Here is a 25,480-nt window from a genome sequence, read left to right as displayed (position 1 = left end):
GTCTCTAGTTCCAATCATCAACGATGCTGAGTTTTTAACGATAGAGTATCTTCTGGTTGAAGTGAAGAACCGAATCAATGATGAATAAAATAATAAAAGAGGGCTATGGTCCTCTTTGCTTTTAACGACTATTTGACAGCCTGTTATAAATTGATTATCTCCATAACATATTTAATAAAGGAGATAAAAAATGAAGTTAGAGTTAATAATTGATGATAAGAAGTTAATAGAGCCAGATTTTAAAATATATACTCATGACATAGATAAGGAGCTTTTTCTTATTGCTATAAGAACAGAAAGTAAACTAGAAGATGAGATTAAAAGTGCAATGAAACGCAATGATTTTAATATTGAAATGGAAAGCGGTGTTATGGGATTATATATAAATGAATGTATTTATAGTTTCGATATTGGATTCTTCTTGGATGGTTACTTAAAAAATCATGTAAAAAATAATTTCTCAGTAGCTTTTGCTTTTCTTGATGATAATGATAGAATTAAAAAATATGAGGTTGAGGTAATAGAGATGACACATAAGTGAAAATAGAATATCATAATGAAAGTGTTTTTAATAAATTCATTATTAAAGTAAATAAAAAACGTCAGAAAACGATGACGAATTCTGGTTTTACTGAGTATGGTAGGGATTCAAAGAAGCATGATCTTTTAGATCATAAGAAATTATTGGACTTATTAAACAAAAATAACAATGCTCATTTTCCTTCAATAGATAAAACCATTCCTATTATTTTTTACAAATTCTCATTATGGGCGAGAATGAAATCGAGAGTAAACGTCTTTCTCCACGATCCCAGCCTAAAAACCTTCGTTGGTAAGTTAACAACCTCATATCAACCGGGAACAGAAAGCATTTATATTAGTAAAAATCTCTACAAAGATAAGAACGAAGTAGGCAAGGCGGTTAATGAATACGAAGTTTACAAATCGCTCTTGGCAGCAGATTGTAGTCATGAAGAAGCTACTAACCTCGTTCTCCTGCATGAGATAGGCCATGCTATTCATCACCAGTTAGAAAAGCGTGATGGTTATCTATTGGAACCAACGACACCGGAAGCATCTTTCCTAAATCCGTTTGTTAAGTTGAACGGGTTGTGTGTCGAAGGAATAAATTATGTGACTAGTATTGCTCATAAAGCAATAACAGAAAGTTATGCGGATTTATATAGCTGCATTCTCATTGATAGGTTGTATGATTCTTCTCGTTCTAATTTGATTATTAATGCATTACATCATTATAGGACAACGCATAAAAACGAGAATTATTACTCATATCCGAGTATTGCCAATTATTTGAATGATCGCAATGGGAGAGCATTTAAGTCTTTCTATGAAATTCATGAATATATGTCAGCTACTATAGCCGACAATGTAGTATATGATATTGGCAGGGACTTGAATCAGGGTAAACCACAGCTAAGTAAATTTATCGGAGTTGTGAATATTCTACATGGTTTAAATGAACGTAAAATAGATGATTCTATTGAGTGTATGAAAGTTAGGTTTCCATTCACGAGCTACATACTTAGTAAAATAAATAAAAAGAACCCACATGGATATCATCAGGATGCCTTTGAAATTGGATGTAAACATGCTAGTGAATGGATTGCAAACAAAAACTTGAGCAAGATACAACGTGGAATAAAGTCTGTAAAATTAATCATAGAGGATAAGGTAGGGTGTATCGTTAATGGTTTTTCTAAAAATCGTCCGTAAATGGCTGTACGTATTCCTTTTTTGAAGCAGCACTCTATGATTGTTCGAAACAATCACGATGCTGAACAGAGATTACTTCGGTTAATAATGGTTTTCTAAAAAAATCATACCAATAAATTACAATGATTAATACAATTGACAATTTAACTGAAATTAATTTAATAAATAAAAAACTTTGGTGATGAAAAGTAGTTATTTTAAAATAAAAGCATTTGGCGCGACATGTTTAATATGGTTCACAATCTTATATACAAACTATGCAACTGCTGCTTACCCTGTAACGAACTCTACTCTAGATCCTTATTTAACGGGGCGAACACCTCAATCTATGGGAAATGGTCTGATTGATACATTGGTATCAATAATTGATTGGTTCTTTTATTTTAAGACTGTTGTATGAAATTGATAATCATTATTGGTAAATCCATTGTCATTACCATTTTGCTGGCAGTTTCAGCATTACGTGTCGCATGGAAAGGACTGTAATATAATTTTAAAGCCATATACACCTCCTGCTATGAATGAGTGGGTTATTTAATATTTTAGATAACCTGTCAAGCCTACTGGGCAAGAAGCATTCTGTTTGTCGATCACTCTCTACTTCTATAACCGGGAGGTCTCAGCTTAGACACAGGATTTTCCCTGTTGGCAGCAGGTGTTGGTATGTAGTCAAGTTCGTTATCAGGCAGTGATGGTTTAATCGGGCGGTTTGGGAAACGTTTAATCTCAGTGGGTGAAGGCTTATAATCATCACTGTTAAACCTGACACGCTTTTCAAACTCTGCGCGTGAAACATAGATGCCTTGAACCTCATCAAAGACATAGTTTTCAGCTATACGTTTATCGTGATCCGCATCAACGGAAACAGGAGCGGGTTTCTTCTTGGCCCAGACAAATTTTTCTCTTATATATTCCACTACCAGTAAAGTGAAACGCTTGAACAAACCACTTTGACGAGGCTCAACATGTTTCCTCTTCGTTTTCACAGGAGCGCGTTTGACCGCTCTGGCAGTTGAAGAGGATGGGGTTTTCAATTTGGTGCGTGTATGAGGCGCAGGGGCAACCAGAACAGGCTTTTGGTCTTCTGATGACGACGACTGTGAACCTGTTTCAGTGAACTCTGTTCGAGGTTGTATTTCAGGTAAGACGATTTCAACAGGTTCAGGAAGCTGCGACACGGTAAAGCTTCGGAGGTCAACAACGATCTGAAGATCCAAATCTTTGAAAGTGTTGTATGTAGCCTGTGCTTCCAGCTTCATCTCATCACGTACAGCCTGTTCTGCCGCACGTTTTTCCTGAACGCTTCGACTGTTCCATTTGGCACGATGAACACGCTGCATTGCCGGACGGCTGGTTGCTGTTGCCTTGGCAAGCCATAGTGCTTTTTCTTCTGCATCCAAGGTAATAGCAGTATGTTCGAGTGCTTCATTATGTTGAGCCTCAATAGAACGATGATCAATACGTTCTGACACGCCTGATGCTTCAAGATAGCGATTGGCAAGAGCAGACCACCCTTCACGCCACAGGATTACGTTTTTCTTGTCATTCCAGCTCCTTTCTTTTTTACCAAAGCCATCAGCGGTGATCGGTTTTAATGTCAACATCACATGTGCATGGGGATTATTACCATCCAAATCGTGGAAGGCTATATCGGCAATCATACCCTTATCAACGAAATTCTTCTGGCAGTATTCAACAACCAGTTTTATCTTGTCTTCATTGTCCAGTTCACAGGGAATAGCCACATCAAAATAACGGGCTGTTTGACCGTCTTTCTGACGCTCAACCCTTTCCACTTCGTTCCACAATGCTGTCGAGCTTTCAACAATATGTGACCTGCTCCCCATTGATTAACACACGACGATGTTAGTAATGTCTTCATCAGCAACATGAGGACAACCCCATGAAGAAGCGTTTTTCCGACGAACAGATCATCAATATTCTTCGCGAAGCCGAGGCGGGTGTTTCCGCCCGCGAACTTTGCCGTAAGTACGCCATCTCCGACGCCACGTTTTATACGTGGCGTAAGAAGTTTGGTGGCATGGACGTACCTGAAGTAAAAAGGCTTAAGTCACTTGAAGAAGAGAACGCCCGCCTCAAGAAGCTGCTCGCCGAAGCCATGCTGGATAAAGAGGCACTACAGGTGGCTTTGGGCCGAAAGTACTGACGACAGACCAGAAGCGGGAAGCCGTGACAGTGATGTGCAAAGCGACAGGTCTGTCGCAACGGCGTGCCTGCAGGCTGACAGGTTTGTCCCTGTCGACCTGCCGTTATGATGCGCACCGCCCGGCTACTGATGCGTATCTGTCTGCACGTATCACCGAACTGGCAATGGAACGCCGACGTTTCGGTTACCGGCGTATCTGGCAGCTTCTGCGTCGTGAAGGCCTTTGCGTTAACCACAAACGGGTCTACCGCATCTATCATCTCAATGGCCTGGGCGTAAAACGCAGACAGCGCCGTAAGGGTCTGGCGACTGAGCGGCTTCCGCTTCTTCGCCCGGATGCGCCGAACCTGACATGGTCGATGGATTTTGTCATGGATGCACTTGCCAGCGGCCGCCGGATTAAGTGCCTGACTTGTGTGGATGATTTCACGAAGGAGTGTCTGACGATCACTGCTGCTTTCGGTATTTCAGGCGTTCAGGTCACGCGTATTCTGGACAGCATCGCGCTCTTTCGTGGCTATCCGGCGACAATAAGAACCGATCAGGGCCCGGAATTTACCTGCCGTGCGCTCGATCAATGGGCCTTTGAGCATGGTGTGGAGTTGCGACTTATCCAGCCAGGTAAGCCAACGCAGAACGGATTTATTGAGAGTTTCAACGGTCGCTTTCGGGATGAATGCCTGAATGAACACTGGTTCAGCGATATTCTTCATGCCCGGAAAATCATTAATGACTGGCGGCAGGACTATAACGAGTCCAGACCTCATTCATCGCTGAATTACCAGACGCCGTCTGAATTTGCAGCAAGCTGGAGAAATGGAAAATTAGAAGGTAAACAAACCGATATTACTAACTGATCGTTGTATCTAATACTGGGGGCAGGTCAGTATGCTGACGCCTGATTATGGCACGCTTGAGATAAAGCCGGTCTGTCTACGCCGGGTGGCCTGTCTGGCCGCCCGGCAGAGGGGGGATGTCTGGCTTTAGCCACGGAACTGGGTGAGGGACTCAAGGGTTGCCGTTGAGCCGCCGCATACAATCACCAGAATATTTTTAAAGGCCGTGACGTTGATTTTTTGGCTGTATAGCAAAGCCAGCGCCGCGCCGCAGGCCGGTTCGACCAGCACGCGGTGATCATCAAGGAATGCCAGACAGGCATCGACGGCTTCACGGTCAGTCACCTGCACCGGTATTATCGGCGCACGCTGCGACAGCTCAAAGGCGCGCTGGCAGACCTGACGCGCACCAAGCGAGGTCGCCACACCGGATACCGCCGGGATTTCAATGGGGTGTCCGGCCTGAACGCAAGCGTTGAATGAAGCCATTCCCAGCGTTTCTGCGGCATAGACGGGCACGGAGCCCAGCCCGTTGCGCTCAAGTCCTTGCGCGACCCCTGCCAGCAAGCCGCCACCGCCGACGGATAACACCACGGCATCCGGCTGAACGCCTTCGGCCAGCACTTCGTCTATCATTGCGGCATGGCCGAACCACAGTAATGGATCGTCAAAAGGATGCAGGAACGCGTCATCAGTCGCTTGCAGGGAAAGCGCATGTTCATTTGCCTCAAACCAGGTTTTTCCATGCACAATCACCTGTGCGCCTTCCAGTTCAAGCAGATGCTTTGCTCGCACCGAGGTGGTTTCTGGCACCACCACGATAACCGGCACTCCCAGTTTACGCCCGGCATAGGCGACAGCCAGACCGGCATTGCCGCCGGAGGAGCAAATAAAGCGCCGGGCTCCCCGTGCAAGGTGCCACTCACAGGCATGGCCGATGCCGCGAATTTTAAACGAGCCAGACGGTTGCATGGCTTCCATTTTCATCCACACCGTTGTTTGGCGGTGCGACAAAGGGAGTGATTCCAGAAGAGGGGTTTTTATACTCAGGGACATATCAATGACTCCGTTATCGGTGAAACAAGCCGCATTAGGCCAGCGCCTGCACGTCAAGCTCGACGTCCAAACCGAAAGCCAACTGGCTGATGACGGTTGTGCGCGCGGGAAAGCCGTCAGGGAAATAGGTGCGATAGGTATCATTGAACGTCTGGAAATGCGCCATATCTGATAACCACACCGTGACTTTGACTATCTTTTGCAGCGATGAACCGCAGTCACTGAGGGTTTGGGCGATATTCTCCATGATGGTGACAGTTTGTGCCTGCACCGGGCCATGAACAGCGTGGCCCTGAGCATCCATAGACAACTGACCGGAGAGAAAAAGGAAACCGTTGGCCTCCACCGCCTTAGCGAAGGGGTAGGGCAATGTTGAGTGATATCGTTTCATGTCTGTCTCTTTGTGAGTGCGTTCTTTCTGCAAATATGCCAGTACGTTAACGGCGAGGATTTTTCAGTTCATCGAGGTAGTTGTAGATGGTAAAGCGGGTAACACCAAGGGCGGCGGCCGCTTTTTCAACACTGCCTTTGATAAGAAAGAGCCCTTTCTCCTGCATATTCTGTACGGCGAGTAAATTGGCTTTTTTAACGTCGGCCCGGCTGCGGCCCGCACTTAACGCGGTTGCCGAGTCAATAATGTCACGCATCAAATCTTCGATATTGTCACGACCCGGCTCTGCATCCGGTGCAGCAGGCTCTATGCCGGGTTGCCGGGGAATGGCAACGGTATTTGCCAGCGTCTGGAGGATTGAAATGGCGTGATGGATACCGGCGTTATCGACGTTGATGCAGAGTGTGGCAAACGGGCGGCCATGCCCATTGCGGTAAAAAATGGAACTGCTGCGCAGCGGGCTGCCGTCACGGTTGAAGGTTGGGTAATCCAGCAGCAACGAAACCGGCTCCTGACGCTCTTCCAGTACGCTGAGAAACCCTTTGTCAGTACGCATTCCCGCCAGCACCGCATCTCCCTTTTTGCGCCCTGTGATGTGGGCATTGACGATGTCAACGACCGAATACTCAGGCGTGCGCAAATCATGCAACACTATCTCCACGTTAGCGGGCATGACGCTGCCCAGGGCCTGAAGGGTTGCGCTAAGTAACGAGAAAACGGCCTCTTCGAATGAGGGCGGGAGGAGCGTGGCGGACATGGCAGCTATCGATTTAATCAACAATGTGTTGATCTAATTTAGCGAAGCAGCGTGTTTTGTTCAACATATTGTTTATTTGTTGTTTAAGTCCTGGCGGGGTATGGCTCTGTGGTGACGCCGCTCTCCTGCAACGCGCTATCCGCCGGTTTACTCTCCTCATGCCGTTTCTTTGGTGTTCAATTTCCTGTAATGCCAAAAAAGAATACCGGCGCGCAGCGTGAAAAAACCGACGACACCACCCGATGACAGTGCCAGGAGCAGTACCAGCGGGAGGCTAAGGGTGTGATCGATGGCAGTCGCCTGACGATAGCCAATATAATAACGAAGGGGGAAATAGAATAAGAAAAGAGTAATGATCGAATACGTGCCCGGCACCGCTATCGTGCCGGCTTTGCGGCCTAAACGGTAGTCATGAGAGGCGAAGAGTCGCTTTGCTGCAAGACCGCCGATGAGAAAACCCAATAGCCATATAAAGCCTGACGACAAAACCGCGCCTTGCTGGAATAAAGAGACAAGCGAGAAAATAAGAAAACAAATGGGGATAAGTAACAAGAATTTAACGCCAATCTCTTTTTTGAAACAAAAAGTTATACAGTAAATTGTGGTTGAAATTAATAGCACTCCTGCCCAAACCGGCATCCCTGTGATCATTTCTGACATCATTACTCCCTGTTATAGATGCTGTTTATTATCAATGCTTGTCAAATAAATAGTTACTTGCCAAATAAATGGTTACTTGCCAGCAATAATATTGCCATTGATAATGGTTATTTCGCTAATAAATATTCCCAGAGGAATAGTGGCTGGCGTTTTATGGTAGCGGACGGATGTGGTCTGAACAAATAAGATAATTTTATTCCCCCGGTGGGGTTTTGGTGCTGAATAAGTTTGTTTTGCCGTCCTATCACCGAATCACAGCACAGGTAACTAATAGCAATGGCTGGCAAAGCATACATTGAGCATCGCATTCGGCTCGCAATAGTGAAAAATTTAAAAGTAAAAAACTGTTAATCAATATTGGTTCTATTTATAGCGTTAATATCGATTAAGTCGTTCGTCAGCATATTCTTTGGTTGCTAAGTGGCGAGGCAATTAACTTTGTGACGATGGGTTGGCATATTGATGACGTTTTTGTGACAGTGCATTTACCATCTTGAGGTGTTTGTTTAATCCCGATTTTTTTAATTAAGATGTGACAGATAATTTTATAAATAATACTTTCGATACGTTATTTCACATGTGAATTTTATTTTTTTCATGCCTGTTTTTTCTCTTTTCAATAAATTGTATTTTTTTATTTCAAAAACAAATTGATAAAAATCAATTTGTTAAAAATAACCATGGCTGTTTTTGGGTGTTCTTTTCGGGGTGTAGGTAACATCCTGACAAAAAAGAAAGGATAAATGTATTAGTTGTGGGGTGTTTTTTATGCAATATTCGTTAGAGCTGAATTCTCAATGGTAATGGATTACAAAATTATTTATCTGCTAGCGGAGCAGGCGTCCGGGTTTTTATTTGGTGGCTCGGTCTGCGTCAGTTTCTTGCGAAAAAAATAAACATAAACATACGGATAATGGATATGGATATTGCAATTATAGGGATTTCTTGTCAGTTTCCTGATGCCAGTAATTACAACGAGTTTTGGGAAAATATTGTTCGTCGCCGCAATTCTGTTTCTAATATTTCTGATATTTACTCTGATCTTAATAAAGATAGTTCTCTTCATGCCAGAAAGTCTTTGCAGTTTCCTGATGACACGGAAACACGATGGGCGGCCTTTGTTAATAATGTCGCGGGTTTTGATAATCAATTCTTCGGCATTATTCCTAAAGTGGCTGAAACGATGGACCCGCAACAGCGGATCATGCTGGAGCTTACCTGGTCTTGTCTGGAGGATGCCGGTATTCCCCCGTCATCATTACGTGGGCATAAAGTCGGTGTGATGATTGGCGTTTTTAATAACGACTATAAAGAATTACAGGAAAATACCGATGCGCTCATTGAAGCGCATTACTCGACGGGAACGGCCACCTCGATTATTGCCAATCGTATTTCACATTTCTTTGGTTTTCATGGCCCAAGTATTGCGATTGATACCGCCTGTTCAGGTTCACTCCATGCGATTCACAGTGCCATTCAGGCCATGACGCATGGCGACTGTGATATGGCGATAAGCGGCGGTGTGAATCTTATTTTGACGTCCACCCGGCATCAGTCGTTTAGCAAAATGGGCATGATGTCGCCGACCGGGGCCTGCCACTCTTTTGACAGCCGGGCTGATGGCTATGTGCGTGGCGAAGGGGCGGGCGTGTTATTACTCAAGCCACTAGACAAGGCACTGGCTGACGGTGATGTCATTCACGGCGTTATCAAAGGCAGCGCGGTCAATCATTGCGGAACCACCTACACGCTCACCTACCCCAGTGCCGAGGCGCAGGCTGATGTCATCATCGCCGCACACACCCACGCAGGGGTGCCGGTCAATTCCATTGGGCTGATTGAGGCTCATGGAACCGGGACGCCGAAAGGCGATCCGATTGAATTTGCCGGGCTGACTCATGCATTTTCCGAGCTTGCCAGACAGCAGGACAGCACGCTGAATGACGCGTTTTGCGGTGTTACGTCGGTGAAGAGCAATATCGGTCATCTTGAAGCAGCAGCCGGTGTGGCGGGCATCATCAAGGTGTTACTGGCGTTTAAACATCGAACCTTGCCGCCCCTGCGCCATTTCTCTGCCGTGAATCCCCGGATTGATACCACATCGACACCGTTTTTCTTCGTGGATGAAGTCCGCGACTGGCCGTGTATCGATGCCGACACCCCGCGTCGCGCGGGCGTCAGCTCGTTCGGCTTTGGCGGCACCAATGCCCACATTGTGCTGGAAGAAGCGCCAGCGCCGCAGAATTCCCAGGTGCAGGAGCACCCGCCGCTGACGTCTGGCCCCTGGCTGATTGCGCTGTCGGCCAAAAGCCCGGCCGCGTTGTTGCAGCGCCAGAACGCGTTGATCGACTGGCTGCGGGCACATCCCGACGTGTCGCTGCGTGATGTCAGTGCCACATTACTGACCTGCCGCGATCACTTTGCGTATCGCTACAGTTGTGTGGGCAGTAAGGTGGAGGCGGTTATCCAGGCGCTGACTCAGGCGATTGAGCAAGGCCCGCAGGCGTTGCAAGAGCAGGCCACTGAAGCGGCCGACGCGCTGGAGCACGCCCGTGCCGAAGGCCATACGCTGCTTGAGGCGGTGCAGGAAGACGGCATCGCGGCCGGGCCGCTGTGGCAGCAACTGAGTGACTATTACCAGCGCGGTGTGCCGCTTGACTGGGCGCGGTTATTTAAAGGCGCACGCCCTGCGCGTATTGCGCTGCCGGGCTATCCGTTTATCCACTCCGCGTTTTGGCTCAGTCATCATCAGCTTGCCGCTTCGCCGCACACCGCTTTGCGTGCCCAGCGCCACCGCGTGTTGAACGTCGGCAGCTCGCGTTATCAGGTGCTGCTTCAGGGCGATGAGTTTTTTATTACCGACCACCAGATAGGCGGGCAGGGCATTTTGCCCGGCGTGGTCTATCTGGAGCTGGTTCGGGCTGCCTTCACCGATGTGGTGGCGTTAAAAGACGCACAGGCCATCGCGTTTTCACAAGTGAGCTGGTTAAAGCCGTTTGCGTATCACGCGCCCGCGTCGGCGCTTTACATTGAGCTTGAGCCGCATGAACCCGGCAAATCGTGGTTATTTCAGGTGCTCGACAACGCGCAAACCCGTTACTGCCAGGGCTACGTGAGCCTTTCCCGGCCAGAGCCTTGTGCGTTGCCGCAGCCGCCGATGGCTGACGAGGCGTCCGCCCGCGATGCGGCTGCCTGCTATCAGTTACTCGATAGTCTGGATATGCGCTACGGCGCAGGGCTGAAGGCGATTCGCCAGATAAGCTTTGATGAGCAAGCCTGTTGTGCGCATCTGGCGCTGCCCGAAGGGTGTGACACGGACTTTGTGATGCATCCGTCGCTGGCCGATGGTGCCTTGCAGGCGGCGGTAGTGTGGGCAACCGAAACATTGCGTGAAGGACATCAGGAGCCGGTGCCGGGGGCGCAGATAATCCCCTTCGCGCTGGAAGAGCTGGTGTTATTGCACCCTTGCCGTTGCGCCATGACAGCCACCCTGAGGTTGTCTGGCGAGCGCGCGATGGGCGATGGTGTTTTCAGGGTGGATATTCACCTTGCCGAGGCGAATAACCCTGAGCGCGTGGTGCTTATTCTGCGTGGCTTGAGCTTGCGTATTCTTGATGACAGCCTGACGCTGGCCGGGCAGGTGCATGTGAACCCCGCACCGCCAGCGCTGCCTGACAACGTAAATCTCTATCAGCCGCACTGGGTTGAGCGCGCGGTATCTGAAGCGGACGCGCCGCCAGACAGGCTGATGCTGGTAGGCCGTGAGCAAGACGTTGACTGGCTCGCCAACCTGATTGCGCAGTCGGAACATCCGCCGCACATACAGCAGATCCTGCTGGCTTCCACGCAGGAGGTGTCAACGTCTGGCGATCGTGCATGGGTTCGCTCCGGCAACACGGACGACTTTGTTGCAGCGGTGGAAGCGCTGCTGGCGCAGGGTGCAACGTTTGAACGGGTGCTGTGGATCAATAGGCCGTCGGCCAGCGCGGATTTTGCCACCCGCCTGAGCGATGGCCCGCAGAGCCTGTTTGCCTTAACCAAAGTCATGATGCGTAAAGTTAAAAAGGCCCGGTTTGTCCATCTCCACCTCGCGCACGAGAGCCAGCCTGATGTGCGCGCCATCAGTGGTTTTTACCGCACACTGCGTGTTGAAAAACCGGCCTACACGGGCCGCGTGGTGTACGGCGACCCGGCGGTCGATGGTGAAAACGCGGCAGGCACGATTGCCAGGCTGATCAACACCGAATTCAGTGATACCAGCAAAGAAGCCGACGTCCGTTATGTTCAAGGGCTGCGTCTGGTGCGTCGCTTTATTGCCGAAGCGCCGTTGCCGCTGAGCCCGACAGCGGATGCCGTCAACCCGACGGTATCTGCCCCGGCGGCCTTGCGCCAGCAGGGAACCTACCTTATCACCGGCGGCCTGGGGGCGCTGGGGCTTATCTTTGCCCGTTTCCTCTGCTCGCACTACGGGGCAACCGTGTACCTGAGTGGCCGCTCTGCGTTGGATGACGAACGCCAGCAACAGCTTGAGGCGCTCAATGCCCTGGGCGGCCACGCCCGCTATCTGGCGTGTGACATGAGCGATGCGCATAGCGTTCGGCAGTTAATCGAGACGATTGAGGCAGGCGGCAGCTTAAACGGCGTCATCCACTCGGCTGGCGTCATTGAAGATAACTTTATTCTGCGTAAAAGCCCGGATGCGTTTGCTCGTGTCATCACCCCGAAGGCGATGGGCACCTGGCTGCTCGATGAAGCAACCCGCACGCTACCGCTCGACTTTTTTGTGCTGTTCTCGTCGGTGACTGGCGTGTTAGGCAACATGGGGCAATGCGATTATGCCTTTGGCAATGCCTTTGAAGATTACTTTGCTTATCAGCGTAATGCCTGGCAACAGCAGGGTGCGCGCAGCGGGAAAACCCTTTCGCTGAACTGGCCCTACTGGCAAGACGGCGGGATGCGTCTGACCGAGAAAGAGGCCGATTTTCTGAAAAGCCAGTTCGGCATTGTGCCGCTGCTGAGCGAAGATGGCCTTGCTGTTTTTGACTATGCGCTGCAAAGCCGGGCCTCTCAGATAGTGGTGATGCCGGGTGAACGCGCGCGCATTGACGAGGTGCTGGGGGTGGTTGAGCCTGCGCCGCTGCCTGTTGCCGCACCTGCCGCCTCCGGCGGGGATGACCGCCACGCACAACAGGAGCGCGTTATCCGCTATCTGTCTGCGCTGTTTGCCCGGAAATTACAGATCCCGCCGCATTTTGAGCGCCACGGCTTCTTTCGTGATTACGGCTTTGATTCGGTGGTGGTTATCGACCTGGTTGATGAGCTGAAAAAGACCTTCGGCAGCACGCTGCCGATGACGCTGTTTTTTGAATACCAGACCATGGACGAGCTGAGCCGCTTCCTGCTGGACACTAGCCCGGATGCCTGCCTCGCGCTGTCGGGGGCAGCACCGGTCAGCACACCGGCAACGCCGGTGTCTTACCCGGCTTCGCCTGCGGCAGAAACGGTTCACGCGCAGGTGGCGTCACCGTCGCGTAGCGCACAACCGGATCGACACGATGATGACATTGCCATCGTCGGTATCGCCGGGCGTTACCCCGAAGCGGAGAACCTCGAACAGTTCTGGAGCAACCTGGCACAGGGGCGTGACTGCGTGATTGAGATTCCGCCTGAGCGCTGGAACGAACGCTGGTTCCAGGCCGGGGCGGCGACACCGGGGAAAAGTTATAGTCGCTGGGGCGGGTTCCTTTCCGGTGTGGAGCGGTTTGATTTCCGGTATTTCAATATCTCGCCGAAAGAAACCGAAATCATGGACCCGAACGAGTGGCTGTTTCTGGAAACCGTCACCCACGCCATTGAAGATGCGGGCTACACCGCAGACAAGCTTGCCCCGGTGCAGGCCGGGCGCGAAAACCGCGTCGGCGTTTATGTCGGCATCATGTGGGGGGATTATCAGCTCCATGCCGTCACCAGCCCGGAAAACCAGTGGACGACTTCGCACTCCTCTTACTGGTCGGTAGCCAACCGGGTGTCGCACTTCTTTAACTTCTCCGGCCCGAGTATGGCGCTTGATACCGCCTGCTCCTCGTCACTGACGGCTATCCATGTGGCCAGCCAGGCCATTCGCAGTGGCGATGTGGCGGTGGCGATTGCCGGTGGTGTCAACCTGTCGCTGCACCCTTACAAGTATCACCTGCTGTCGAATATGCACTTTCTCTCCTCGGACGGGCGCTGCCGCAGCTTTGGCGAAGGCGGCACCGGCTATGTGCCGGGTGAAGGGGTAGGAGCCGTGGTGCTCAAGTCACTGTCACGGGCGCGGGAGGACGGCGATCATATCTATGGCATTATTCGTGGCTCGGCGGTGAATCACGGCGGTAAAGCCTCTGGTTTTACCGTGCCTAACGCGAAGCGTCAGGCGGAGCTGATTGCCGATGCGCTGGCGACGGCGAAGGTCAATCCGCGTCATATCAGTTATGTCGAAGCGCATGGCACCGGCACCAAACTGGGCGACCCGATAGAAGTCAGCGGTCTGAATAAAGCGTTTTCGGTGGCAGGAGAGCGCGGCAAATACTGTGCTATCGGCTCGGTGAAGGCCAACATTGGCCATCTGGAAGCCGCCGCCGGGATGTCTGCGCTAACCAAAGTGCTGCTCCAGATGCAACATCAGACGCTGGTGCCCTCCATTCAGTCAAAAGCGATTAACCCGTTTATCGACTTTCAGAGCGGCCCGTTCCGTGTGCAGCAATCGCTGGAGCACTGGTCGCGCCCGGTACTGGAGGTGACACAGCCGGATGGGCAGCGCGAGCGCCGGGAAATTGCGCGCATCGCCGGTATCAGCTCGTTTGGCGCGGGGGGCAGTAACGCCCACCTGATTGTTGAAGAATACCTTGCCCCGCCAGCGCAGGGGGATGCCGGGACGGGCAAGCCCGCGTTAATCGTGCTCTCGGCCCGCCGGGAGGCGGCGTTGCTGGCGATGGCCGGGCAACTGGCGACCTACATTGAACAGCACCCGGAACTGCCGCTACAGGATATCGCCTTTACGCTACAGGCAGGGCGCGTGGCGCACGAATACCGCCTGGCGTTCGTCGCAGAAACGGTGGCGGATGCGGCAAACCAGCTGCGTGCCTATACCCAACAGCAATTATCGGGATTAAGTACCGGGCATCGGGACAATGCGCGTCAGGCGGCCGCAACGCCGCCGCTGGCCGAGTGGCTCACGCAGCAGCGTCTTGGCGCATTGGGGGAAGCCTGGGCCAACGGGCATGAGGTGGACTGGTCGGCGTTACATGCCGCGCATCCGCGTCGGCGTGTTTCGCTGCCCGGCTATGCCTTCCAGCGTCAGGCGTGCTGGGCTCCGGCGTTGCCAGCTTCCTCGCCTGCGTTAGTGACGGCGGGGGCGGCGGCGTTGCACCCGCTGATTGAGATGAATGTTTCCACGCTGGCAGAGCAGGCCTTTCGCACGCGGCTCCATGCCGATGCGTTCTTCCTCAATGACCACCGCCTGGGGGATAACCGCATTCTGCCCGGTGCCGCTTACATCGAGATGGCGCTGAGTGCCAGTGAACTGGCATTGCACGGCCATGCGTTGCCGCCAGACGGTGACAGGCCGCTGTTATCGCAGGTGCAGAATATCCAGTGGCGTCAGCCCGTTCTGGTTACCAGTGACGCCGTTGAGATAGCCATCGCGCTGCGCCCGGTGCAGGGCGGACTGGATTTTGACATTTACCGGCAAGAGGGCGACACGCGCCATATCTACGGCTGTGGTCGTCTGTGTGAAGAAACCTCACCGGCACCGGCACCCGTGGATTTACAACGCTTGCAGGCGCACGCTCAGCACTATCCGCGCCATGCGATTGATGCGGCGTTCAAACAACGCGGGTTTTCGCTCGGCCCGACCTTTCAGGTCATTGAATGCCTGTATGCCAGTGCCGACGAGGCGCTGGCGGAGCTGAAATTCCCTGACGGCGTGCCGGTCGCGCCGCTGGTGCAGCCGTTTATTCTGCCGCCGTCATTGTTGGACGGCGCACTGCGCACGGCGCTTGGTATCGGTGGGTTTAGCGCCGCGACCCACGCGCTGGAAGTCCCGGTGGCGCTGGCCTGCGTGCAGATTTTCAGGCCGATCGCCGGTATTTGCTATGCCTACGCCCGCCGCGCCAACACCGTTGATTCAGCGCCAACGGCAAGTTACCACATTGATTTGCTCGATAGTCTCGGCAATGTGGTGATAAGGCTCACCGGGTTGCAGACTCAGGCGGTAGCGCATCTGGGCATGCCATCCACGCCGGTGGCGAAACCTGCTGCTCTGCGTGCCGCTAGCGCCAACATCAGTGCGTCCGGGCCGGTTGCCGTGTCGTCATCGGTTGCGGCCTCTTCACGCGAGGCCATCGTCAATATGTTGATTGCGCAGGTCATCGATGTCACCAAACTGGACGCCGGTGAGGTTTCGGCCAGCGAGCCGTTATCACATTACGGCCTGGATTCGATGATGATCCTGGCGCTGAACGAAAAGCTGGCCGCCGCGTTTGAAGGGCTGCCGCAAACGCTGTTTTATGAACATGACGATCTCGCTGCGCTGGCCGACTATCTGCTGGAAAACTACCCCGCACAGGTCGCGGCTTTTGCCCCTGCTGCGCAGGCAACGCCTGTGGCCTCGGCCCGCAATCGATCGGTTCGTGATGAGGTGCTGGATTATCTGATAACCAGCATTACTGATGCCACGAAACTGGATGCTGGCGAAGTGCAACCGGCGACGCCGTTATCGGATTACGGCCTGGATTCGATGATGATTTTGGCCCTGAACGGGACGCTGGCTGCCCGCTTTGGCGAGGTGTCGCAAACCCTGTTCTATGAGTATCAGGATATCGACGCGCTGGCGGATTTTCTCTGTGAGAACTATCCCGAACAGGCGGCGGCTTTACAAGCGGCGGCGAGTCCCTCATCTGCGCCGGTTGCGCCGTTATCGCACGATGCCAGCCCTGCGCCATCTCGCGCTGCTGAAACCGGGCCGGTGACACGCGATGGGCTGTTTGCTGCGTTAACGGCCGCGGTGGGGGCCGCTTCGGCAAACCTCTCGGCGCTGACACCGCTGCATCAGTGGCCGCTCGATACCATTAGCCTGATGCGCTTGCAGCATGCGCTGGACGTGCGTTTTCACGGCGTGTCTGCAAGCGCGGTCTACCTCTACCCGACGTTGGCCGAGTGGGCCGAGGCGATACCGGTTGCGGCTCCGCCTGCGCCGGAACCTCAGCGCCATACCGGGCCGATGTCGTCTTCACGCCCGGCGCTGGCGAGCCTGTTAAACGCTTCGCGTTTTGAGGCCCTGAAACGCCGTGGGCCGGGTGATGCCGGAGTGAAAGAGGACATTGCGGTTATCGGGCTGAGTGGCCGCTATCCGGGGGCCGGTGATGTGGATGCGTTCTGGGCGAATCTCACCGGCGGCGTGGACAGCATCAGCGAAATCCCGCTGTCGCGCTGGGACTACCATGAGCATTACTCGCCAGCGCGCGGGCCGAAGAACAAGGTCTACAGCAAATGGGGCGGGTTTATCGATGATATTGATAAATTCGACTGCCAGTATTTCAACATCTCGCCGCGTGAAGCCGAACTGCTTGACCCGCAAGAGCGGCTGTTTTTGCAGACCGCATGGGAGTGTATTTCCGATGCCAGCTACTCCCGTCAGGCGCTGAGCAAGTCGCCGGTCGGTGTCTATGTCGGGGTGATGTGGGGGCAGTATCAATGCCTTGAAACCACGGAAAAACAGCATGAATCCGGCTGGGCGATGTCGCTGCACTCCTCGGTCGCTAACCGTGTGTCCTTCTACCTCAATCTCAATGGCCCGAGTGTCGCGCTCGATACCATGTGCTCATCGTCGCTCACCGCGTTGCATATGGCCTGCCAGGCGATTCAAAACGGTGACTGCACCATGGCGATAGCCGGTGGCGTTAACCTGATTGTGCACCCGATGAAGTACTACCAGTTGGGGCAGAATCAGTTTCTGTCCAGCGACGGGCGCTGCCGTGCCTTCGGTGAAGGCGGCGATGGCTATGTACCCGGCGAAGGCGTGGGTGCGGTGTTGCTCAAGCCGTTACAGCAGGCAATAGCCGATGGCGACCAGATTTATGGTGTTATCAAGGCAACGGCGATTAACCACGGCGGCAAAACCAGCGGCTTTACCGTGCCCAATCAGGCAGCGCAGAGCAACGTTATCAGCACGGCCTTAACCCGTGCGGGCTGGAACCCGGCTACCATCGATTACATTGAGGCGCATGGCACCGGCACCCTGCTGGGCGACCCGATTGAAATTTCCGGGCTGACCAAAGCCTTTACGCCTATCCATGCGTCCTTTGACGCCACGCTGTCACGGCAGGCGGGGCGTTGCCGTATCGGGTCGGTGAAAAGCAATATCGGGCATCTTGAGTCTGCCGCCGGCATCGCCGGATTAACCAAAATCCTGCTACAGCTGCGCCACCGTAAGATAGTACCGTCACTGCATTCGCACACGCTGAATGACAAAATCAACTTTGCCGCCTCGCCGTTTCGCGTGGTACAGGCGCTTGAAGCCTGGGAGCCGGCGGCGGATCACCCGCGCCGCGCCGGTCTGAGCGCGTTTGGTGCCGGTGGGTCAAATGCCCATGTCTTGATAGAAGAAGCACCGGCATTGGCCGCGGGCAGAAAGCAGGCTGGTGAACCTCGCCTGTTTGTGCTCTCGGCAGACAGCGATGCGCGTCTAACACAGTACGTCGGGCGCATGGTGGACTTCCTGCGTCAAGCCTTGCGTGAGCCGCAAACTGCGCCGGATTTTGACTCGCTGGCGTTCTCATCGCTGGTCGGGCGTGATGCCATGACCGAGCGCCTTGCCGTGGTGGCAAACAGTCTTGGTGATTTACTCAGTCAGCTTGAACACTACCCGCACGACGGCACGGCGAAATCGCTTTTTCGCGGGCGCATTGCTGCGAGCAGCGAGCGTCTGGATACCATTTTAGACCGCAAACAGCTCGATGCGCTGCTGGCCACTCTGGTGCAGGAGCGCCAGTTGCTGCGTCTGGCGCACCTGTGGAGCACGATGCTGGAGGTGAACTGGCAACAGGTTGCACCGTCGCTTTTTGCTGACCATGACGGCGGAGTGCGCCGGGTGTCATTCCCGCCGCTGCCGCTGGTGCTGCGCAGTCACTGGCTGGCGCAGCCTTCTGCACCGCAGCGGTCGGCGCGCGCTGCGTCGCTGCATCCGTTGATTGACGAAAATATTTCCACGCTGTCACAGCAGGCATTTCTCAAGCAACTGACCGGGCAGGAACGTTATCTGCGCGATCATGTGGTCGGCAGCCGTGATGCCCGCATGATCCTGCCCGGTTCGGCCTATATCGAGATGATCCACGCCGCAGGCCAGCTGGCGCTGGAAAGCGACTGGGTTGTGGGCACGATTCGCAACCTGATGTGGATGAACGCCATTGAGGTTGCCGATGCGCCGGTAGCGGTGGCGATAGACCTGACGCCCGTGCATGACGACGCGGTGCTGGTGGCGGTGCGACAGCGCCACAGCGGAGCGCTGTCGCTGGAAGCCGAGCTGCACTATCGCCCTGCTACCAGTGTGCCGGACGATGAGTGGATCGATCTTGATGCCCTGCGTAGCCGCGGCAAACACGAATGCGATCAGGCGGCCATTTATGCGGAATTTGCCGGGATGGGCTTTGCCTATGGCCCGAGCTATCAGGTCACGCGGGAGCGCTATCGCTTTGCCGATGCGGCATTGAGCCATCTGTGTCTGCCGCCGGGCGAGTCTGGTACGGCGTATTACCTGCATCCGTCGCTGTTGGACGGGGCGCTGCGAACCTGTCTGGCCGTAGGGCTGGAGCCGGTGGCATACGCCACGCCGGTCGTGCCGTTTTCGCTGGGCGAGCTGGAATTCCGCCATCCGGCTGGCAGTGAGTGCTACGCCTATGTCACGCCAGCCCAATCGCAGGCGTCGGGCCAGCAAGCTGATAGCGCCATCCAAAAGCATGACATCACGCTGGTGGATACGGATGGCCGCGTGCTGGTGCGCCTGAAAGACTTTGCTGCCCGCCAGCTTGAGCGTGATACACCGTTGCTGACGTCACCGGCCGTGCCGTCACCGCAGGTGCAGTTCTATGCCTATACATGGCAGGCCACACCATTGCCGCAGGCGGCAACCGATGCTGCTCTTACCCCCGCACCGGCCGCGGTACAGGTGCTGGTGCTCAGTGACGACGACGCGCTGGCTGAGGCCTTGCGCGCCCGTTACGGTGACGCTGCCCGCGTGCTGGCGGTAACGCCTGCCGATGGCTTTATCCAGCACGATGCCCATCGATTCAGCGTGGATACCCAGTCTCAGGCCAGTATGCAGGCCCTGTGTGAGCAGTTGGCCGCCCGCCACCTCTGGCCAACCCATATCGTGCATGCCATTGGCGCACATACGCACTTTGATGAGATCTCGGGGGCGGATGCCGCTTCCCGGCTGCACCAGGTCTTGCAGTCGTTGCGCCACCTGTTTACGGCGCTGGAGACACAGCAACCCGGCCAGCCGCTGCGCTGCGTTAACGTCTATCGCACACACGATGAGCGCGTTGAGCCGCAGCAGGATGCGGCCAGCGGTTACGCCCGCTCATTGCTGACCATTAACCACCGCTTTGAGCTGTTCAGCCTGCGCAGTGATGCAGATAGCGCCGCCGCGCTGGCGGGTGAGATTATGCAAGAGTTTGTACAGCGCCCGGCCCCGCTGGCGGGACTGGAGCTGGCGTATCGCCAGGGGATGCGCTATGTGCGCACGCTGCATGAAATTACCCCGCCTCAGGCCGACGGCAATGGCCGCCAGCCGCAATTGAACTTCGTCCACCGCGGCCACTATGTGATAACCGGTGGGGCGGGCAAGCTGGGGCTGTTGATGGCGCACTATCTGGCCTCCCGCTATCAGGCTCGCCTCGTGCTGAGCGGCCGTTCGGCCAAGCCCGGTGAGGCGGTCATGCAGCAACTGGCTGCGATGCGTGAGCTGGGCGCTGAAGTCTGTTACGTTGCGGCCGATGTGGCGCAGGACGGGCAGGCGGACGCCTTGATTGCGCAGGCGAAAGCCGCGTTCGGTGCGATCGAGGGTGTGCTGCACTGCGCCGGTGTTGCCAGCGCCACCCCCATCACCGCGCTGACGGAAGCGGAGTTTCACGCGCTGATTGGCCCGAAGGTGGATGGCCTGGTGGCCCTTGACCATGCCACGGCGCAGGAGCCGCTTGCTGTCTTTATCAATTTCTCTTCCGTTTCGGCGGTGCTGGGGGATTTGGGCTCAGGGGTTTACGCCGCCGGTAATCGCTTTATGGATAGCCACGCGCTGTGGCGTAACCATCAGGTGCAACAAGGCCAGCGCAGCGGCCAGACGCTTTCTGTCAATTGGCCGCTGTGGGCCAATGGCCAGATGAACATTGAGCAACAGGATGCCAGCCTGTTCGAGTTTTCGGGGATGGCGGCCTTAAGTCAGGAAGACGGTATTATCGCTCTCGAACGCGCCCTGCTCGAACAGAGCCCGGCATTGCTGGTGGCAGTGGGCGAGCGCTCTAAAGTGGCCCGTGCGCTGCGCATTCAGGCCGATGAGCCGCGCCCGCCCGTGGTGGTGCGCCATCAGGCCGCCCCCACGTCGCCAGTGGCGCTTGCGCCGACGGATGAGGTGAGCCGCGCCTATCACCATTGCGAGCACGACCTCAAAGCGCGCATTGCCACTATCACCAAGCTGCCCGCCAGCGAGATAGCGGTGGAGGCCACGTTTGAGCAGTTGGGCATGGATTCCATCATGCTGATGGAGCTGCGTGCCGGGCTGGAAAAAGAGTATGAGGGGCTGGCGAAAACCGCACCGTTTGAATTTAACACCACGGCCAAACTGGCCGGGTATCTGTGTGAGCGTTATGGCGCGAAGCCTGCGGTGCAGGCGGCGTTAGCCGAGGCCACGGCGTCGCACGCCAGTGAGCCGGTGGCAGGCCCGCTCGCCAGTGCGCCCGCCGCACCTTCTCTTAAACGCACCACACCCGCCAGTGCCCTGAATGCCCGCATGATGCGTGCCCCGCGGGCATCCGTTGCGCCTGCGGCGGCCCAGGCAGAAAGCGACGCCGTGGCGATTATCGGCATGGCGGGCGAATTCCCCGGTGCAGAAAGTCTGACTCAGTTCTGGGCCGATCTTCAGGCGGGCAAAGAAAACCTGACGGCAATCCCGGATACGCGCTGGGTTATCTCGCCGGATGATAACGGTAACCCGCGCTATGTGAGTCGTGGCGGCTTTCTCAGTAACGTGGAGGTGTTTGATCCCGTGATGTTTCGCATGAGCCACGAGGAAGCCGGTCGCCTTGACCCGCAGGTGCGTGTGTTGCTGCGCAGCGCCTGGCATGCGCTGGAGGATGCCGGTTACACCCCGGCGGCGCTTAACGCGCAGCAGGTTGGTGTGTATGTCGGGGCGATGAATGAAGACTTCACCTGGGTGATGGCCGAAATTTATGCACGCACCGGCCGCTATCCGGGGGCAGGCTCTGTTGTCAGCGAACTGGCGAACCGTATTTCATTTCTAATGAACCTGCGTGGCCCCAGTTTCACCCTTGCCACTACGTGTGCGTCATCGCTGACGAGCGTGCATATTGCGCGCAAGGCTATCCTCGGTGGCGAGTGTGATATGGCGCTGGCTGGCGGGATTAATCTGAGCCTGCATCCGAGCAAGTATATGTTGCTTCAGCAGATGAACGTGCTCTCCTCAGACGGCAAGGAGTATACCTTCGATGAGCGCGCCCACGGCCTTATCCCGAGTGAGGGCAGCGGTATCGTGGTGCTCAAACGCCTGAGCCGGGCGCTGGCCGATGGCGACCACATCTACGGTGTGTTGCGCGGTTCCAGCATCGGTCATGCCGGTACGGGCGCGGGGCAATACCTGCCGAATCTGGCGGTAATGGAAGAGACGGCGGTGCGGGCCATCAATGAAGCGCGTATCGATGTCAATGAGCTGACCTACATCGAAAGCCACGGTGCGGCAACGGAACTGGGCGATCCGATTGAGCTCAAGGCGCTGTCCAATGCGCTGCGCCGTCAGACGCAGGCACAACAGTTCTGTGCGCTGGGTACTAAAGCCAACCTTGGCCATATGGAAGCGGCATCGGGCATCTGTTCGTTGATTAAAGTGTTGCTGAGTATGCAGCACGGGCGGTTATCGCCGTGCGTCAACCTGCATCGCATCAACAGCTCGTTTGAACATGAAACATCCGCTTTTGTGTTCCCGCGTGAGGCGCAGGAATGGCAGACCAACGCCAGAGGTTCTCGTCTGGCCGGGATTAACGCCTACGGCATGGGGGGCTCGACCGCTTTTGTGGTGGTGGAGTCGCCGCAAGCGCACGAGAGGCCGCCTGTACACCACGCTGACACACAGGGCGAGAGTGTGCCGAACACCCCGCAGATAGTGGTGTTATCTGCCCACCATACCGACCGGCTGGTCGAGTATGCGACCTTGTTGCGTGATGCCGTTCAGCAGCAAGGCCGTGTCTGGCCGCTTGCCGACCTTGCCTACACCAGCCAGATTGGGCGCGTCACGCTGGATCAGCGTCTGGCCATCGTCGCGTTGAGCCATGATGATCTCGTGGCGAAACTGAGCGGTTTTATCGCTCAGCCGGACGCTGACCACCGCGCACAGGCGACATACAGCGGCAATGTGCGTGACAGCAAAGAGGTGCCGCAGCTTATCGCCGGTCAGGCCGGGCAGCGTTTTATTCAGGCGCTGGTGCAGACCGGGCAGCTTGCCAATGTTGCCACGCTGTGGAGCCGCGGCTGCCACATCGACTGGAGCCTGTTACATCAGGGGATGGCGCGCCGTCGTGTGCCGTTGCCCGGCTACCCGTTTGCCAAACACCCTTGCTCTCTCTCTGCGGCGCTGCGCCTTGAGGCTCCGCTGTCGCAACACCCGCCCGCCGTGCCGGATGCCCCGGCGGTGAGCGCGCCGTTAAGCGAGCCGCAGGCATGGTTTGCCTGCACGCTGCCTGCGGCCACGACCGCGGCACATCAGGATGTGTCATCACAACAGGCATTCTGGGCAGATTACCTGCATAGCAAGACCGGCAAAGAGGAGGTTGGCTCACAGGTAGTCTCCGCCTTGCTGGGGGGGACGGTCACAGCAGAGCGTGATGAGTCGCAACCGTTCAGCCAGCATGTGGATGCACTTATCGATAGCGAAACGACGGCGGCGTTGCAAGCCTGCACGCAGCGTCAGGCGGTTGCGCTGGAGACGCTGATAGCCGCTGGCTGGGCACTGCTCACCAACCGCCATGCACGGGTTAAACAGGCGCAGTTTGGCGTGTTCCGGCCCGCGCAGGGCGATGACGTCGAAGCGCTTCCCGTTCGCCTTGCGGTGGTGGGGCGCTATAAAACCGCCGCCTGGCTTAAAACCATTGAACATCAGTTGCTCGGCAGTCTGGAACACGCCGGAGCCTCGCTTGAGCAGATAGCGCTCTGGGCGGGGGATGCCACGCTGTTTGACAGTGCGTTGATGCTGCTGAACGAACCGGCCGATGCGGCCCCGGCGGCCTCGGTGCTGTTTGCCCGCCATCCTCACTTGCGTCTGGTACTGGTGGCGCTCGTCGGGGAGCACAGCGTGCAGGTGCACCTGATGAGCCGTGACGTGGCGGCTGAGGCCGCGACGCTACAGCAACGGCTGGAACAGTTCGTACTGCTGCTGGAGGGCATCGCCCGTCACCCGGATAAAAATCCGGCAGCGCTGCCGATGCGCAGCAAAGGGGAAGGGCGTAAAGCCTTTTTGAAAACACTTGAAGAACGTCATCAGCAAGATAGAACACCATGAAAATATTGATAACCGGAGCAAACGGATTTGTCGGGCTCAACGTGGTCAACGCGCTGGTCGCTGCTAACCATCAGGTCACTGCCTATGTGCGTGCCAGCGCCAATGTGAGCTTTCTGGAGCCGTTGGGCGTCACGCTGGTGCGCGGCGAACTGCATGACGGCCCGCGCCTGCGTGCGGCGATGGATGGGCATGAGGGCGTGATTCATACCGCAGGCAATACCAGCAGCAAGGCGCGTGACTGGCCCAAACTGGCGGCGGTCAATATTGACGGGACGCGTGCGGTGATTGATACCGCACTGGCATGTGGGGTGTCGCGGCTGGTGTACACCAGCACCAGTTCGACGATAGGCGCACATAACGACCCGACCGCCGAGGCAACGGAAGCGACGGCGCTGAGTGGATTTCGCGCCCAAAATCCCTATGCCAAAAGCAAATTGCAGGCCGAAGAACTGGTGTACCGCGCCTGCGATCGCGGCTTGTCCGCGCTCATTCTCAACCCGGCCGAAGTGCTGGGCGCTTACGACTATTCCATGCAATGGGGGCGAATGGTGCTGGCGGTGGCCTATAACCAGTTGCCCTTCCTGCCCCCAGGCGGGGCCAGCTTTTGTGGGGCGCGCGCCGTGGGTGAGGCACACGTCAATGCCTTGACCAAAGGCAACGCCGGTGAGCGCTATCTGATTGCCGGAGCCAATACCCGCTATAGCGAGCTTATCCGCGCCATTGAAGCGGTGGTGCCCTGCCAGGCCGAGCGGCCTCAAGGCCATTATTCCGCGCTCTATTTGAAAACGTGGCTTCAGGAAAAGTTGCCGTGGCTGCTGCGCGGTGAGCCGGTGCTGGATGCCTATCGGCTGCGTGTATTCGGTGGGGTTTATTACTTTAGCAGCGCCAAGGCAGAGCGTGAGCTCGGCTATCAGCCCTGTTCTTTAAGCCAAATGGTGGATGAATGCGTGTCCTGGTATCGGGCCAACGGGTTTATCGCGCCTTCGCAAACGGCATCTTAGCCAATGAAATCTTAGCAAACGGAATCACTCTCTTTGTGAGAAGAGATAACCAAGGAGGT

9 protein-coding genes and 1 pseudogene are annotated in these 25,480 nt (G+C 55.2%); 5 read left to right on the top strand and 5 right to left on the bottom strand.

Annotation, left to right across the window (positions count from 1 at the left end; translation table 11 throughout):
• The first annotated feature begins 190 nt into the window (after window positions 1–190).
• Both DAQ1742_RS15580 and DAQ1742_RS15575 read left to right on the top strand, forming a co-directional pair.
• Entirely contained in the window at window positions 191–541 is a 351-nt protein-coding gene (locus tag DAQ1742_RS15580) for a hypothetical protein (RefSeq protein ID WP_035345580.1), read from the top strand.
• On the top strand, window positions 538–1,734 hold the full coding sequence (locus tag DAQ1742_RS15575) for a hypothetical protein (protein WP_035345578.1): 1,197 nt from the start codon (window positions 538–540) through the stop codon (window positions 1,732–1,734). Before DAQ1742_RS15580 ends, DAQ1742_RS15575 begins: the two co-directional genes overlap by 4 nt.
• Before the next feature lie 590 nt (window positions 1,735–2,324).
• Here DAQ1742_RS15575 and DAQ1742_RS15570 read toward each other — a convergent pair.
• A pseudogene (locus DAQ1742_RS15570) lies at window positions 2,325–3,569 on the bottom strand (MobA/MobL family protein); the annotation flags it as partial.
• Window positions 3,570–3,637: 68 nt separating this feature from the next.
• Here DAQ1742_RS15570 and DAQ1742_RS15565 point away from each other — a divergent pair.
• Window positions 3,638–4,758 (top strand): IS3 family transposase gene (locus tag DAQ1742_RS15565; RefSeq protein ID WP_180706169.1). Its coding sequence is split into 2 segments (ribosomal slippage): window positions 3,638–3,896 and window positions 3,896–4,758, totalling 1,122 coding nucleotides; the frame shifts between segments, so codons are not numbered across the junction.
• A gap of 126 nt (window positions 4,759–4,884) precedes the next feature.
• Here the strand turns inward: DAQ1742_RS15565 and DAQ1742_RS15560 are convergent.
• From DAQ1742_RS15560 to DAQ1742_RS15545, 4 genes are all read right to left on the bottom strand, one after another.
• On the bottom strand, window positions 4,885–5,793 hold the full coding sequence (locus tag DAQ1742_RS15560; RefSeq protein ID WP_035340217.1) for a pyridoxal-phosphate dependent enzyme: 909 nt from the start codon (window positions 5,791–5,793) through the stop codon (window positions 4,885–4,887).
• Window positions 5,794–5,827: 34 nt separating this feature from the next.
• Complete coding sequence (locus DAQ1742_RS15555; RefSeq protein ID WP_035340219.1) at window positions 5,828–6,184, bottom strand: RidA family protein; 357 nt, start codon at window positions 6,182–6,184, stop codon at window positions 5,828–5,830.
• Between the two features lie 46 nt (window positions 6,185–6,230).
• Entirely contained in the window at window positions 6,231–6,941 is a 711-nt protein-coding gene (locus DAQ1742_RS15550) for a helix-turn-helix transcriptional regulator (protein ID WP_035340221.1), read from the bottom strand.
• Window positions 6,942–7,097: 156 nt separating this feature from the next.
• Window positions 7,098–7,604, bottom strand: a complete 507-nt coding sequence (locus DAQ1742_RS15545; RefSeq protein ID WP_232046530.1) for a hypothetical protein — start codon at window positions 7,602–7,604, stop codon at window positions 7,098–7,100.
• Window positions 7,605–8,520: 916 nt separating this feature from the next.
• On the opposite strand from DAQ1742_RS15545, the gene DAQ1742_RS15540 reads away from it, so the two are divergent.
• Entirely contained in the window at window positions 8,521–24,420 is a 15,900-nt protein-coding gene (locus DAQ1742_RS15540) for an SDR family NAD(P)-dependent oxidoreductase (RefSeq protein WP_232046528.1), read from the top strand.
• Complete coding sequence (locus DAQ1742_RS15535; protein ID WP_035340227.1) at window positions 24,417–25,421, top strand: NAD-dependent epimerase/dehydratase family protein; 1,005 nt, start codon at window positions 24,417–24,419, stop codon at window positions 25,419–25,421. Before DAQ1742_RS15540 ends, DAQ1742_RS15535 begins: the two co-directional genes overlap by 4 nt.
• The last annotated feature ends 59 nt before the right edge of the window (window positions 25,422–25,480 follow it).

Source organism: Dickeya aquatica, from assembly GCF_900095885.1.
Lineage (GTDB): Bacteria > Pseudomonadota > Gammaproteobacteria > Enterobacterales > Enterobacteriaceae > Dickeya > Dickeya aquatica.
Note: the sequence above shows the minus strand (reverse complement) of the source record. Positions and strands in the feature narration are given on the sequence as shown.